General features: G+C 72.8%; 12 protein-coding genes. 6 read left to right on the top strand and 6 right to left on the bottom strand.

From position 1 onward, the window contains the following. Positions 1–10 precede the first annotated feature (10 nt). The gene (locus tag JQN72_RS00950) at positions 11–847 is read right to left on the bottom strand and encodes a uracil-DNA glycosylase (RefSeq protein WP_204133279.1); all 837 of its coding nucleotides are present in this window, start codon (positions 845–847) and stop codon (positions 11–13) included. A gap of 313 nt (positions 848–1160) precedes the next feature. Here JQN72_RS00950 and JQN72_RS00955 point away from each other — a divergent pair, with 313 nt between their 5' ends. Together JQN72_RS00955 and JQN72_RS00960 are read left to right on the top strand one after the other, a co-directional pair. Further along, a complete protein-coding gene (locus JQN72_RS00955; protein ID WP_204133280.1) occupies positions 1161–2738 on the top strand; it encodes an HNH endonuclease signature motif containing protein in 1578 nt (525 codons plus the stop codon). 119 nt (positions 2739–2857) lie between these two features. Beyond that, the gene (locus tag JQN72_RS00960) at positions 2858–3466 is read left to right on the top strand and encodes a hypothetical protein (RefSeq protein WP_204133281.1); all 609 of its coding nucleotides are present in this window, start codon (positions 2858–2860) and stop codon (positions 3464–3466) included. 44 nt (positions 3467–3510) lie between these two features. Here the strand turns inward: JQN72_RS00960 and arfB are convergent, their stop codons facing one another. Genes arfB through JQN72_RS00975 form a run of 3 tightly spaced genes read right to left on the bottom strand, consistent with a single transcriptional unit; the run spans position 3511 to position 5277 of the window. Next, positions 3511–3960 carry an alternative ribosome rescue aminoacyl-tRNA hydrolase ArfB gene (gene arfB / locus JQN72_RS00965; RefSeq protein WP_374190865.1) on the bottom strand — a complete coding sequence of 150 codons (450 nt, stop codon included), beginning with the start codon at positions 3958–3960 and terminating at the stop codon, positions 3511–3513. Further along, on the bottom strand, positions 3960–4949 hold the full coding sequence (gene ligD, locus JQN72_RS00970; RefSeq protein WP_204133282.1) for a non-homologous end-joining DNA ligase: 990 nt from the start codon (positions 4947–4949) through the stop codon (positions 3960–3962). The genes arfB and ligD overlap by 1 nt, the downstream gene beginning before the upstream one ends. Before the next feature lie 22 nt (positions 4950–4971). Then, entirely contained in the window at positions 4972–5277 is a 306-nt protein-coding gene (locus tag JQN72_RS00975; protein WP_204133283.1) for a hypothetical protein, read from the bottom strand. 158 nt (positions 5278–5435) lie between these two features. Between JQN72_RS00975 and JQN72_RS00980 the strand changes: the two genes are divergently transcribed. Genes JQN72_RS00980 through pcrA form a run of 3 tightly spaced genes read left to right on the top strand, consistent with a single transcriptional unit; the run spans position 5436 to position 9024 of the window. Continuing rightward, entirely contained in the window at positions 5436–5786 is a 351-nt protein-coding gene (locus JQN72_RS00980; protein WP_204133284.1) for a PadR family transcriptional regulator, read from the top strand. A gap of 1 nt (position 5787) precedes the next feature. Further along, positions 5788–6498 (top strand): hypothetical protein, encoded by a 711-nt coding sequence (locus tag JQN72_RS00985; protein ID WP_204133285.1) that lies wholly within the window; start codon positions 5788–5790, stop codon positions 6496–6498. Positions 6499–6549: 51 nt separating this feature from the next. After that, positions 6550–9024: a DNA helicase PcrA gene (gene pcrA / locus JQN72_RS00990; protein ID WP_204133286.1), complete on the top strand. Its 2475-nt coding sequence runs from the start codon at positions 6550–6552 to the stop codon at positions 9022–9024. An 88-nt stretch (positions 9025–9112) separates the two neighbouring features. Here pcrA and JQN72_RS18655 read toward each other — a convergent pair whose 3' ends face one another. Both JQN72_RS18655 and JQN72_RS01000 read right to left on the bottom strand, forming a co-directional pair. Further along, on the bottom strand, positions 9113–9805 hold the full coding sequence (locus tag JQN72_RS18655; RefSeq protein WP_204133287.1) for a M23 family metallopeptidase: 693 nt from the start codon (positions 9803–9805) through the stop codon (positions 9113–9115). Positions 9806–10099: 294 nt separating this feature from the next. Next, entirely contained in the window at positions 10100–11065 is a 966-nt protein-coding gene (locus tag JQN72_RS01000) for a triacylglycerol lipase (RefSeq protein WP_204133288.1), read from the bottom strand. Between the two features lie 199 nt (positions 11066–11264). Between JQN72_RS01000 and JQN72_RS01005 the strand changes: the two genes are divergently transcribed. Further along, complete coding sequence (locus JQN72_RS01005) at positions 11265–13328, top strand: M4 family metallopeptidase (RefSeq protein ID WP_204133289.1); 2064 nt, start codon at positions 11265–11267, stop codon at positions 13326–13328. The last annotated feature ends 85 nt before the right edge of the window (positions 13329–13413 follow it).

The following is a 13413-nucleotide window of genomic DNA, read 5'->3' on the forward strand; positions in this document are numbered from 1 at the left end:
CCATCGGGTTTCACGCGTCGCGGAGGCCGAGGAGCACGTCGTCCAGCATCTGCGGCGTGAGGCGCTTGGTGTACGTGTTGTGCGGGCTCACGTGGTAGCTGCCGACGAGGCGGACCGAGCGACCCTCGGTGGTCGTCAGGACGACGTCGGCGGCGTGCCCGAAGCGCGGTTTCGGCCGGGGGACGTCCCACCCGAGCGACCGGGCGGCCGCGAGCAGCGCGTCCCATCCGATGGCGCCGAGGCACAGCACGGCCCGGAGCCGCGGCGCGGACAGCGCGAGGTCCCGCTCCAGCCAGGGCGCGCAGCTCGCCCGCTCGGCCCCGGTGGGCTTGTTGGCCGGTGGCGCGCACCGGACGGCGGCGACGATCCGCAGGCCGGTGAGCCGTTGCCCGTCTCCGGCCCCCACCGAGGTGGGCAGGGCGGCGAACCCGGTGCGGTGCAGCGCGGCGTAGAGGAAGTCGCCGGACGAGTCGCCCGTGAACATCCGCCCCGTGCGGTTCGTCCCGTTCGCCGCGGGGGCGAGCCCGACGAGGAGGACGTCGGCGTCGGGGTCACCGAAGGACGGCCCGGGGCGTCCCCAGTACGGCTCGTCGGCGAACGCGGCGCGACGGCCGGTCGTCGCGACCTCCTCGCGCCACCGCACGAGGCGGGGGCAGGCGCGGCACACCGACACCCGGGCGTCGAGCTCACCGAGGTCGGTGGCGGAGGCGGCCAGGCGGCGGACCTGGGTGGGCGTCCGGGCGACCGGGGTGTGGGCGTCGGCCGGGTCGCCCGGCCAGTCGGCGCCCGGGGTCGCGGGGGAGGTGGACGGCACGCCCGTGACGGGATGCGGAGCGGTCTCACCCATCGCACCACCGTAGAGGTGACGCCGACTCTCGCGTCCGGGCCGCTCGGACGGCGCGCTCGGCTCGGACGCCCGGCCTGGCCCGGAGGCCCGGCCTGCTTCGGAGGCCTGGTCCACTCGGATGCTCGACCCGGCTCGGGCTCCGGTCGGGTCTCCGCCGGCCGGGGACGGGATGCGTCGTGGCCGGGTGCCGAATCTCTCCGTCGTTCCGTGCAGCTTCTTGAAAACGTTGTGGTCCAGCCTGATTCCCTGCATTCGAACACTTGTATGAACAGCTGTTCCTGGGTAGGATCGACACATGGGGGAAGGGGGAGGCATGAAAGCGCAGCAGGCCGTCGAGACCGCGGTCGCGTCGCTCGACGCGCTCGTCCACGACGCCTCCGAGCCCCGGTCGCAGGAGGAGTGGCTGGCCGTCGCCCGTGACTGCCAGGCCCTCGTCAACCGGCTCACCGCGGTGCAGGACGCCGCGATCGCGCGGGCGGCATCCGTCGAGCCGGTGTGGTGCGAGGACGGCACCCTCGGTCGCGTCGACCGCGGCCCCGGCCGGGTCGCTCTCGACGCACCCGACCTCGTCGCGCCCGTCCTCGGCGCGTCGCACCACCAGGCTCAGCGCCGGGTCGAGCAGGCCGTCCGCCTCGCGGCCGGCCGGGCTCCCGTCCCCGCTGACGGCGACGACCGCCCGGAGCCGAACGGCCTCACCGGCCTGCACATCGCGATGCGCACCGGCCGGCTCGACGCCCACCGGGCCGGCGTCGTCGCGGACGAGCTCCTCGACGCACCGGCCGAGGTCGCCGAGACGGTCGTCGCCGCGCTCGACCCGCACCTCGACACCGAGCCGGCGGCAGGGCTGCGCCGGCGGACGCGTGCGCTGCTCGCACGGATCTCCCCGGACCTGCTGCGCCGCCGAGCCCAGCGCGCTCGGTCCGAGGTCGAGCTGCGTCGCTGGGTGGGCGAGCCGGGCGTCGACGTCTGGCACGGCAGCTTCCCGTCCGAGTCCTCGGCGCAGGCCTGGTCCGCGATCACGCAGCTCGCCCGTCGGTACGTCACCGACGGCCTCTGCACCGGGATCGACCAGGCGCGCGCCAAGGCCCTCACCGACCTCGTCCTGCAGCAGGCCGACGTCCAGGTCCAGGTCGTCCTCGCCGTCCCGGCAGAGGCGGCCCGGCCCGGCGCCGCTCCCGTCGTCCCGACCTTCCCCGCCGCCGGGAGCGCCCCGTCGCACGAGGGCGGTGTGCAGGACGGCGACCTCGTGCAGGTGCACGGTGCCCGGCCGTCCGAGCCGCTCCTGGTCCCGGCGGGATGGCTCGCCGAGCGGGTCGAGGAGGGTGGCGTCGCGCGGGTCGTTGCCTGTGACTCCGCCACCGGGGCTCGGCTCGACCTCGACGAAGCCCTCTCCACGGACGGCTACCGGCCCGGTGCGAGGCTCGCCGCGCTCGTCAGGGCCCGTGACGGTGGCTGCCGCTTCCCCGGCTGCAGCGTCGCGGCGAGGCTCTGCGACCTCGACCACGCCAGACCCTGGCCGGCCGGTCCCACGTCCGCCGCGAACCTGCTCTGTCTGTGCCGCAGGCATCACCGTGTCAAGCAGTCACCCGGGTGGTCGCTCCGCCTGCACACGGACGCCCGAGCCGAGTGGCGTGACCCCACCGGGAGAACCACCACCACCCGGCCCCTCGACGCCCTCGACGCGCTCACCCTCCGCCCCGAGTCCGATCTCGACCCCGGCCTCGGCCCCGAACCCGACCCGCCCCCGCGGCGAGCGCACCCACCCGAGCTGCCGAGCGTCCTCGAAGAACACCTCCGGTACCGCCTCGACCACCACGAGGCGATGTGGCGCGGTGCTCGCGTCCTCGAGATCACCCCACGGGCACCACTGCCCGACGCGCCCCCGTTCTGACCCCCTTCGCGGCGCGCACTCGCTCCCGACGAGCGGGCTGAAGTGCCCGAACTGAAGTGCCCGAACGGTGGATCGCGACCTCGTCGAGACTCGCTGCCCGGGCCGCCACACTTGTCCGCATGGCCGCTCCGGCGCTCCCGACTCCGGACCTCGTGCCCGCCTACCCCGTGGCGAGGCGCGACCTGCTGTTGCCCACCGTCCCCGCGCATCCGCCGGCCCTCGTCGTCTCCCCGAGTGCCGGAGACCTCGGAATACGGTTCATCCGGCGCTTCGTCGGGGGATTCTTCGGGATTATCGTGGTCGTCCTTCTCCTGGCGGATCCCCTGGGTGGATGGATGGCGATACTGCTCGCTCTCCTGCTGCTGGTGGCGGTGAGACCCGTCGCACGGGCGTGGCGCCGGGTCGGCGACTCCCTGATGCGCGAGCTGCACACCGGCTACGCCACCTTCACCCTCGACGTGGGCGAGTTCAGGCCCGGGTTGCGGAGGCCGAAGCGTGGGTTGTCCTACGCCTTCGGCGAAGGTGGCGCGGTGGCCTGGGACTTCTCGGGGTGCTGGGTGCTCGACCGCCGCACCGGTGCGGTCGTGGGCCGGCCGGCGCCGGGTCGGCTGCCGCCGGGGCTGTACCCGAGCCCGGACCGACCGGGGTTCGAGACGTGGTCGGGAACGGAGTGGACGGGCGACCTCTACTCCGACCAGGAGGCACACCGCCTGCTCCGCGGCGGGTGACCGCGATCTGCCACGCGCGCCCGGTCACGGGCCGGTCCTGCGGGTCAGAGGTCGGGGCGGCGCGAGGGCCGGGAACGCAGCGACTTGACGTCGCCCCGCTGTCGCTTGGCGCGTAGCCTGCGCTCGACCGAGCCGCGGGTCGGTCGGGTCGCGCGGCGTGGCGGTGGAGGGGGCGCCAGAGCCTCACGGAGGATGTCGGCCATCCGCTCACGGGCCGCGACCCGGTTGCGGCGCTGCTGACGGTGCTCGGAGGCCGCGACGAGGAGGCGCCCGTCGACGAGCCGTCCGTCCAGCGCCCGCAGCAGGCGTCGTCGCTGGGGCTCGGTCAGCCCTCCCACTTCGCCCACGTCGAGCTCGAGCTCGACCCGGCTGTCGGCGGTGTTGACGCCCTGACCGCCGGGGCCGGACGACCGCGAGAACCGTTCGACGAGCAGCGCTGCGGGGACGGTCAGCCCGTGCGGAACCCCCGGCCCCGGCGGCACGACGAGGTCCATCAGGGCTTCCCGGTGTCGTCCTCGGGCTCCGGCGGAGGCTCGGCTCCCTGCGCCTCGTCCCGCTCCGCCCACTCGAGCAGTGGCGCGATGTCGAAGACCGCGTCGTCGATGCCGGCGTGCAGGTCCCCGAGCTGCGCGTAGCGCGCGGGCATCGTCGCGATCGTGAAGTCGTCGGGCTCGGCGTCGTCGACCTCGTCCCATGCGATCGGCGCCGACACGGTACCGATGTCGTTGCCGCGCACCGAGTACGCCGCCGCGATGGTGTGGTCGCGGGCGTTCTGGTTGTAGTCGACGAAGACGGCCGCGGGGTCCCGGTCACGCCGCCACCACGTCGTCGTGACGTCGTCCGGCAGACGTCGCTCGACCTCGCGGGCGAAGGCGAGCGCCGCGCGCCGCACGTCCTGGAACCCGTGCTCGGGCGCGATCCGGACGTAGACGTGCAGCCCGTGCCCGCCGCTCGTCTTCGGCCACCCGGTGGCACCGAGCTCGTCGAGCACCTCGTGGGCCACGTGAGCGGCCCGTCGTACCCGGGAGAACGGTGCCTCGGGCATCGGGTCGAGGTCGATCCGCCACTCGTCGGGCTTCTCGGTGTCTGCGCGGCGGCTGTTCCACGGGTGGAACTCGACGGTGCTCATCTGGCAGGCCCACGCGACGTCGGCGAGGCGGGTGACGCAGAGCTCGTCGGCGTGCAGCCCGTACCGGGGGAAGTGCAGCCGGACCGTCTCGACCCACGGAGGCGCGCCGCGGGGCAGCCGCTTCTGGTGCACCTTGTCGCCGGCGATGCCCTTGGGGAAGCGGTGCAGCATGCACGGCCGCTCCCGGAGGGCGCTCACGATGCCGTCGCCCACCGACAGGTAGTAGCGGACGAGGTCGAGCTTGGTCTCGCCCCTGGCCGGGAAGTAGACCCGCCCCGGGCTGGAGACGCGCACGTCGAAGCCGTCCACGTCGAGGACGACGGGCTCACCGTGCTCACCCTTGCGCGAGGCCATGGGGACACCGTAGGGCGTCGGGTCAGGCGAGCGACGCGACGAGCACCACGAGGACGATCCCCACGGCCAGCAGGCCGAGGAGGCTGAACCGCTGCCACGGCGTCGGGGCCGGGAGCTCGCCCCCGTTCGCCGCAGCCATCGCCTCCTGGTCGGCGAGGTCGCGGTAGCCGGTGGTCCCGTCGGGCTGGACCCGGGCGAGGACGTACCGCGTGCCCCACGTCGTCGAGAAGACGAAGAACAGGCTGAAGTAGCGGAACGTGGCGATGACCGCCTCGGCGTCGTTGAGCCGGACGGTGCGGGACTTGCGTCCCCAACCCCAGATGAGCATGGACATCCCTTTGTGCGAGAGCAAGGGCCCGGCGGGTCCGCCCGAGCCGCGAGGACGCTAGCAGCGCCGGAAGCTCTCGGGCGATGGGGAGCGCTCCCCAGAGGTCGTGTCTGGTTGCCTGCAATGCCATCTAGTTGACTTCGCTATCTAGTTGCCCGATGATCGTCGCCGTGGTCGTGGCACGCGAGGACCGGGAGAGCCAGTGGCTCAAGGGTGTGCTCGACCTCGCCGTCCTCGCCGCCCTGGTGCGTGAGGGGTCGGCCTACGGCTACGGGCTGCTGCGGTCGCTCGCGGAGGCCGGGCTCACCGGCCTCAAGGGCGGGACGCTCTACCCGCTCCTCGGGCGGCTCGAGGACGACGGGCTCGTCCGCAGCGAGTGGGTCACGGGGAGCTCGGGGCCGCCGCGGCGGTACTTCTTCGTCACCGCGGCCGGGCGTGCCGAGCTCGAGGCCGGCCGGGCGGGATGGGGGGCCTTCGCAGCCCGGATGTCGACGGCACTGGAGGGATGAGATGACAGGACGAGGGGACGGGATCCGGCCCCGGCCGGACGCGGCCGCGGCGTACGGGGCGATGCTTGCCGAGCAGCTCCGCCAGGGAGGGCTGGCCGAGCCACGGGTGCGGGTGGTCGTCGCCGACCTCCTCGACCACGTCCGCACCACGGGCGAGGACCCGGTGCAGGCCTTCGGGCAGCCCGCCGACTATGCCCGCGCATGGGTTCGGCCGCTCTCGCGTTGGCGGGTGCTCGGGCGGGCCGTCGCCACCGCCGTTGGGGCCGTCGGGATGTTCGCTGCCGTCACCGCCTTCTTCCGGGGTGGCTCGTGGTCGGCGAGGATGTCGGTGACGATCGGCGACCTCGTCGTCCTGGCCGTCTTCGCCCTCGGGGCCGGGGTCCTGCCGTGGACCCTCGAGCTGTGGCTGGGGCATCGCGCGGCGCGACGGGTCGGCCGTCGGCCACGGGTGCCGGACGTCGTCATCCGGGCCGGGGTGATGCTTCTGGTCCTCGGGCTGCTGTTCACCGTCTTCACGGCGTTCGACCCCGAGGTGTGGGAGCCCGTCGTTCTCGGCCCACCCCGTCCCGTCGTCTTCGTCGTGGGCATGGTCGTGGCGGCCGTGCTCTCCATGGTGCGCCAGCCACGTTCGCCCGCCCTGCCGCGGCTTCCAGGAACGCCGGAGCGGTGGTGGGAGCGGACCCCGGGCCGCCCGGGTCGCCGACGCCGCTGAGCCGGATGGGGAGCGACGGCGTCGGGGCCGGCACGTAGGCTGGTCCGCGAGATGAGCACCCTCTTCGACGGCCTGGACTTCGGCGGGCAGGACCCGCACCACGACCCCGCCGCCCGGGCGAGCGCGCACGCCGCGCTCGTCAACGAGGCCGGGGTGCCGACGTGGGCGGAGGCCGCCGCCGCGGGCTCCGGCCCGGACGGGGGGCGGGCGGGCCGCCCCGACGCCGAGGTGCTCCTCGCCGGGCTCAACCCCCAGCAGCGCGAGGCGGTGCTCCACGAGGGGCCGCCGCTGCTCATCGTCGCGGGTGCCGGCTCCGGGAAGACCCGGGTGCTCACCCACCGGATCGCCCACCTCCTCGCCGACCGCGGGGTCCAGCCGGGCCAGATCCTCGCCATCACCTTCACGAACAAGGCCGCGGCCGAGATGCGCGAACGGGTCGAGGCGCTCGTCGGGCCACGCGCCCGGGCCATGTGGGTGCTCACCTTCCACAGCGCGTGTGTGCGCATCCTGCGCCGCGAGGCCGACAAGGTGGGGCTGCGCTCGCAGTTCTCGATCTACGACGCCGCCGACAGCCAGCGCCTGATGTCGATGGTCCTGCGCGACATGGACCTCGACCCCAAGCGCTACAACCCCCGCTCCTTCGGGCACCAGGTGAGCAACCTCAAGAACGAGCTCGTCGACGAGGAGACCTTCGCGAGCCGCATCTCGCAGGAGGGGACGCACCAGGAGCAGGTGCTGAGCGAGGCCTACACCGAGTACCAGCGCCGCCTGCGGCAGGCCAACGCGCTCGACTTCGACGACCTCATCATGACCACCGTCCACATGTTCCAGGCGTTCCCCGACGTCGCCGAGCACTACCGCCGCCGGTTCCGGCACGTGCTCGTCGACGAGTACCAGGACACCAACCACGCGCAGTACCAGCTGGTCCGCGAGCTCGTGGGGTCGGACGAGACCCGCGGCCGGGCCCCCGACGGCGACACGGCCGAAGGTCGGGGCGCCGTCGGGGCGCGCGGCGTGGAGCCCAGCGAGCTCGTCGTCGTCGGCGACGCCGACCAGTCGATCTACGCCTTCCGCGGCGCGACGATCCGCAACATCGAGGAGTTCGAGGAGGACTACCCGCAGGCGCGGACCATCCTCCTCGAGCAGAACTACCGTTCCACGCAGACCATCCTGCGTGCCGCGAACGCCGTCATCGCCCGCAACGAGGGGCGCCGGGCGAAGAACCTGTGGAGCGACAGCGGCGACGGCGCGCGGATCGTCGGGTACGTCGCCGACAACGAGCACGACGAGGCGTCGTTCGTGGCCCGCACCATCGACACCCTCGGCGACGAGCACGGCACCCGCCCCGGGGATGTCGCCGTCTTCTACCGCACCAACGCCCAGTCCCGCGCCCTGGAGGAGGTCTTCGTCCGGGTCGGCCTGCCGTACAAGGTGGTCGGCGGAACCCGCTTCTACGAGCGGCGGGAGGTCAAGGACGCGCTCGCGTACCTCCGGGTGCTCTCCAACCCCGCCGACACCGTGAACCTCCGGCGGATCCTCAACGTGCCCAAGCGCGGCATCGGCGACCGTGCGGAGGCCTGCGTCGCCGCGCTCGCCGAGCGCGAGCGCATCCCGTTCGTCGCGGCGCTGGGGCGGCCCGACGACGCCCCGGGCATCGCCACCCGCTCGGCGGCCGCCATCCGCGGATTCACGACGATCCTCGAGGACCTCGGGCGGGTGCGCGACGACGAGGACGCCGGGGTCTCGGACCTCCTCGAGGCGGTCCTCGACCGCACCGGCTACCTCGCCGAGCTGCGCGACAGCCACGACCCCCAGGACGAGACCCGCGTCGAGAACCTCGCCGAGCTCGTCGCCGTCGCCCGCGAGTTCGACGACGCCCGCCGTGAGACCGGTGAGGTCCTCAGCCTCGAGGACTTCCTCGAGCAGGTCTCGCTCGTCGCCGACGCCGACGAGATCCCCGAGAACGACGAGGCGGAGGATCAGGGCGTCGTCACGCTGATGACCCTGCACACCGCGAAAGGCCTGGAGTTCCCCGTCGTGTTCCTCACCGGGATGGAGGACGGCACCTTTCCCCACCTGCGCAGCCTCGGGGACGCCAAGGAGCTCGAGGAGGAGCGGCGGCTCGCCTACGTCGGCATCACCCGGGCCCGTCAGCGTCTTCACCTGTCCCGGTCCGCCGTCCGGTCGGCCTGGGGCGCACCGCAGTACAACCCGCCGTCCCGCTTCCTCGACGAGATCCCGGACGAGCTGCTCACCTGGGAGCGCGAGCTGTCCGGTGCGGCCGCGGTCGGCCGGCAGCGTCCCGCCGTCGCCACGCTGGCGGCGCGCCCGGGCGTTCGCTCGCCCGGCAACCGGCCGGTCATCCCGCTCTCGCCCGGCGACCGCGTCACCCACGACACCTACGGCCTCGGCACCGTGGTACGCACCCTCGGGGAGGGCGAGAAGACCCAGGCCGAGGTCGACTTCGGCGGCGAGCTCGGCGTGAAGCGGTTCGTCCTGCGGTTCGCGCCGCTCGAGAAGCTCTGACCCTCCGCGGGGACGCTCCGACGTCCCGCAGACGACGAACGCCGCCCCGAGGGGCGGCGTTCGTCGTCAGGCTCCGATGTGGGGACCGTCACCACAGGCCGTGGCTCTGCAGCCACGGCACCGGGTTGATCGGGCTGTCGTGCTGCGTCGTCTGCTGGAACTCCAGGTGCAGGTGCGAGCCGAACGAGTGGCCGGTGTTGCCGACCAGCCCGACCTGCTGGTCCGCGACGATCTCCTGGCCGGCGACGACGTCGATCCGGCTCATGTGGGCGTACCAGGAGATCGAGCCGTCCCAGTAGAGGATCTCGACCTTGTTGCCGAAGCTCGGTCGGTACCCGGCCGAGAGGACGGTGCCCTTGGACATCGCGTAGAGCGGGGTGCCGGTGGGGGCGGCGAGGTCGATGCCGTCGTGCTGCTTGCCCCAGCGCCACCCGAAGCCGGAGCTGACGTTCCACGTCTTGATCGGGCGGACCCACTTCTTGGCGCGCTTCTCGGCCTCGGCGCGGGCCTTGGCCTCCTTGGCGGCCTTGCGCTTGGCGGCGCGGGCGGCGCGGGCCTTCTCCTCGGCGCGTCCCTGGACGGCCGAGGACTGCATGGCCGCGTCCTGGCGGCGGTCGGCGATCTCGGCGGCCACGACCTCGTCCGCGGCCTCCTGGGCACGGACCATGGCGGACTGCTTGCCCGTGAGGTCGATACCCGCGCTGTCGAGCGGCGAGGACTCGGCGACGCTCGCCCCGGTGGCCGTGACGACCAGTGCTGCGGCGGCGGTCGTGGGGAGCACGAAGCCGGCGCTGAGTGCGCGCGGGGGGCGGACACGGCGACGCTGGGCGCGGTGGCGACCGGTGTGGCGCCCCTGGTACGAGCGGTGACTCACGACTGGATGGACCTCGTGGGTGGGGTGGTGGAGCAACGTTCAGGCCCCTGCGGCCGACTTACCGTACCGTGACCTTTCCGTGACACAAAGGTGAACCTGAGAGCCTCGGCCGAACGGTCGAGGGGGCGCATTTCCGGCCCCACATCCGTGACCTGCACGGATGTCCGACGTGTCGAAACTGTGTCAAATCTGGGCGCGTTCTCAGAAAAGGTCGTCGTGCGGGGAATACGGGCGTGTCGCGGCGCTTCTCCGGGAGATGGGGGTGGCTCCGCGCCGGACCGTGGAGCCGTCCGTGTCGAGCTGGGCCAGCGCCGCCGAGATGCCGTGCACGACCTCGCCGAGCATCGGGAGCGTGAGGTGGCCGGCGCCGTGCAGCCGGACGCTGCGAGCACCGAGGTCGGGGTGGCGCAGGGAGGCCGAGCGCTGCGGCACGATCGCGGTGTCGGTGTCCGACCAGTAGGCGATGAACCGCGTGCGGCAGCCCCGCACCGGGCGGGCGAGCTCACGCATGAGCCCGCTCCCGGGACGCATCTGGCGCATCAGGCGGGTGGGCACCGCGTACGCCGCGTAGGTGCCCTCGTGCGGGGTGCCGAGCGTCACGAGGGTGTGCACCCGCCGGTCTCCGCCGAGCCTCGTCACGTAGTAGCGCGCGATGAGCCCACCGAGGCTGTGGCCGATGACGTGGATCCGCTCGAACCCTGTCTCCTCCGCGATGCGCTCGACCTCCTCGCTGAGCCGCAGCGCGGCCGTGCGGACGTCGGTCGCGACCGTCGCGTAGTTCATCGCGAGGACGTTCGTGAAGCCGCGGCGGGTCAGCCCCCGCCGCAGGAGGGTGAAGATCGACCGGTTGCTCACGATGCCGTGCACGAGCAGGATCGGCGTGCCGGCGGCCTCGATGTCGGAGACGAGGAGCCCCCGCTGGACCGGCGGGAGGTGCTCGACGCGGTTGTCCGGACGCGCCGTGGACCCTCCCGGGGCGAGGAGGCCGGCAGGCCACGTCGCGAGGTGGGCCGTCAGCCACGCGGCCTCGACGGCCGCACCGGCGAGGACCGCCGGGTCGCCGACGGTGGACGCCGCCCGCAGGAGGGTGCGCGCGCACGACGTCACGGACACACTGGGGCCGGTGGCCGGTCCCGGGTCCGCACTGGGCCGGAGCGTCGCTGCCATGGGAGCCGTCACTCTACGGCGGGCGGGACGGCTCTCGAGCGCGTCGGGGTGAGGTCAAGTCCGGGCCGACCTCAGGTAAAGAGTTCCCGACCCTGGGTCAATTCTTCGCAAGAGGCATTGTCGGGGTCGGGGTTCACGGAGCAGGTTTCCCCCGTGCCCGGACCCGGGCGTCGACCCCACGAAGGAGCTGACCTTCCCCGTGAGAAGAAACTCTCCCGGCCTCGCCCTCGGCGCGGCCGTCGCGACCCTGTTGGGGGGACTGACCGCCGCCACCGCGGCCGCCGTCCCCGCCGCCCCGACGCCCGCCTCCCCGACCGGTGACCATGCCGCCCTCGGGCTCGACAAGAACGAGAAGCTCGTCCAGCGTGCGGTCGTCACCGACGCCGACGGCACGACTCACGTGCGCTACGACCGCACCTGGAACGGGCTGCGCGTCGTCGGCGGCGACCTCGTCGTCGAGAAGTCCAAGGCCGGGAAGGTCAGCGACGTCGCCTTCAACGCCGGGCACCGCGCGGTCGGGGCGAGGACGACGAAGCCGTCCCTCGAGCGGTCGGCGGCCCTCGCCGCGGGTGAGAAGCGTTCCGCGGCGAAGAACGAGAAGAGCGACGGCGAGCTCGTCGTCTGGGCGGGCTCCGGCACCCCGCGGCTCGCCTACGACGTCCTCACGACGGGCGTCAAGGAGGACCAGACCCCGAGCCGGCTGCACACGATCGTCGACGCGGACTCCGGGAAGGTCATCACGAGCTGGGACGAGATCGTGCACGGGACGGGCAACTCCATGTACTCGGGCACGGTCACGCTCCACACCACCCGGAACGGCTCGTCGTGGGAGCTCAGGGACAGCCGGAACAACCACACGACGGACATGAACGGGTCGTCGAACAGGGCCTTGACCGGGACGTTGTTCACCGACGCCGACGACGTGTGGGGCGACGGGTCGCCCTCGAACCGGCAGACCGCCGGGGTCGACGCCCAGTACGGCGCCGAGATGACGTACGACTACTACGACACCGTCCTCGGGCGAGCCGGTATCTGGGACAACGGCACCGGTGCCCGCAGCCGGGTGCACTTCGGCAACGCGTACAACAACGCGTTCTGGGACGGCACCCAGATGACGTACGGCGACGGCAGGGGGAACACCCACCCGCTCACCTCGCTCGACGTCGCGGCGCACGAGATGAGCCACGGCGTCACGGAGAACACCGCCGACCTCATCTACAGCGGTGAGGCCGGTGGCCTCAACGAGGCGACCTCGGACATCTTCGGCACCGCCGTGGAGTTCTACGCGGAGAACTCCACCGACCGGGGCGACTACCTCATCGGCGAGAAGATCGACATCAACGGCAACGGCACCCCGCTGCGGTACATGGACAAGCCGAGCAAGGACGGACGCAGCCAGGACTGCTGGACGACCGGGACGAAGAACCTCGACCCGCACTACTCCTCGGGTCCGTTGAACCACTGGTTCTACCTCGCCTCCGAGGGCAGCGGCGCCAAGACGGTCAACGGCGTCGCCTACGACAGCCCCACGTGCAACGGCTCGAGCGTGACCGGCACAGGCCGCGCCGCGGTCGAGCAGATCTGGTACCGCACGCTCGCCACGAAGCTCACCTCGACGAGCACCTACGCGGCGGCTCGCGACGGCGCCATCGCCTCCGCCAAGGAGCTCTACGGCGAGGGCTCGCAGGAGTGCACCGCCGTCGCGGCGGCGTTCTCCGCGATCAACGTCGCGGCCGGCAGCGAGAGCTGCGGCAGCGACGGTGGCGGTGGCGGCGGTGGGGGCGACCCCGAGCCGCCCGCCGGCGGGAACCTGCTGCAGAACCCGGGCTTCGAGTCCGGCGCCACGGTGTGGACCGGTTCCAGCGGACCGATCACGAACAACACCGGCCGCCCGGCCCGGACCGGCAGCTGGAAGATGTGGCTCGGCGGCAACGGCCGGACGACGACCGAGACCGAGCAACAGACGGTCACCATCCCGTCGACCGCCACGTCGGCCGTCCTCACGTTCTACGTCCGGGTCGACACCTCGGAGCGGACGACCACGCGTGCCTACGACACGATGCGCCCGCAGGTCGTCGTCGGTGGCTCGACGACGACGCTCGCGACGTACTCGAACCTCGACGCGACGAACGGCTACGTGAAGAAGTCGTACGACCTCACCGCGTACAAGGGCAGCTCCGTCACCGTGAGGTTCCTCCTCGACGAGGACGTCTCCCTGCAGACGTCGTTCGTCGTGGACGACACCGCGCTCACGGTCTCCTGACCTGGCAGAGGGGTGGTGCGGCCGAGCGGTCGCGCCACCCCTCCGGCGTGCGGCGGCCCGGCCCCGAGGGGCACCGGCCGTCGCC

The sequence above is a fragment of the Phycicoccus sp. CSK15P-2 genome, from assembly GCF_016888005.1.
Lineage (GTDB): Bacteria > Actinomycetota > Actinomycetes > Actinomycetales > Dermatophilaceae > Phycicoccus.

Bases quoted from the DNA above. Each gene is read 5' to 3' on its own strand.
- arfB (WP_374190865.1), bottom strand. From the start codon at position 3,960: ATGGACCTCGTCGTGCCGCCGGGGCCGGGGGTTCCGCACGGGCTGACC.
- JQN72_RS00980 (WP_204133284.1), top strand. From the start codon at position 5,436: ATGATCGTCGCCGTGGTCGTGGCACGCGAGGACCGGGAGAGCCAGTGG.
- JQN72_RS00950 (WP_204133279.1), bottom strand. From the start codon at position 847: ATGGGTGAGACCGCTCCGCATCCCGTCACGGGCGTGCCGTCCACCTCC.
- JQN72_RS00975 (WP_204133283.1), bottom strand. From the start codon at position 5,277: ATGCTCATCTGGGGTTGGGGACGCAAGTCCCGCACCGTCCGGCTCAAC.
- JQN72_RS00985 (WP_204133285.1), top strand. From the start codon at position 5,788: ATGACAGGACGAGGGGACGGGATCCGGCCCCGGCCGGACGCGGCCGCG.
- ligD (WP_204133282.1), bottom strand. From the start codon at position 4,949: ATGGCCTCGCGCAAGGGTGAGCACGGTGAGCCCGTCGTCCTCGACGTG.
- pcrA (WP_204133286.1), top strand. From the start codon at position 6,550: ATGAGCACCCTCTTCGACGGCCTGGACTTCGGCGGGCAGGACCCGCAC.
- JQN72_RS01000 (WP_204133288.1), bottom strand. From the start codon at position 11,065: ATGGCAGCGACGCTCCGGCCCAGTGCGGACCCGGGACCGGCCACCGGC.
- JQN72_RS00955 (WP_204133280.1), top strand. From the start codon at position 1,161: ATGAAAGCGCAGCAGGCCGTCGAGACCGCGGTCGCGTCGCTCGACGCG.
- JQN72_RS00960 (WP_204133281.1), top strand. From the start codon at position 2,858: ATGGCCGCTCCGGCGCTCCCGACTCCGGACCTCGTGCCCGCCTACCCC.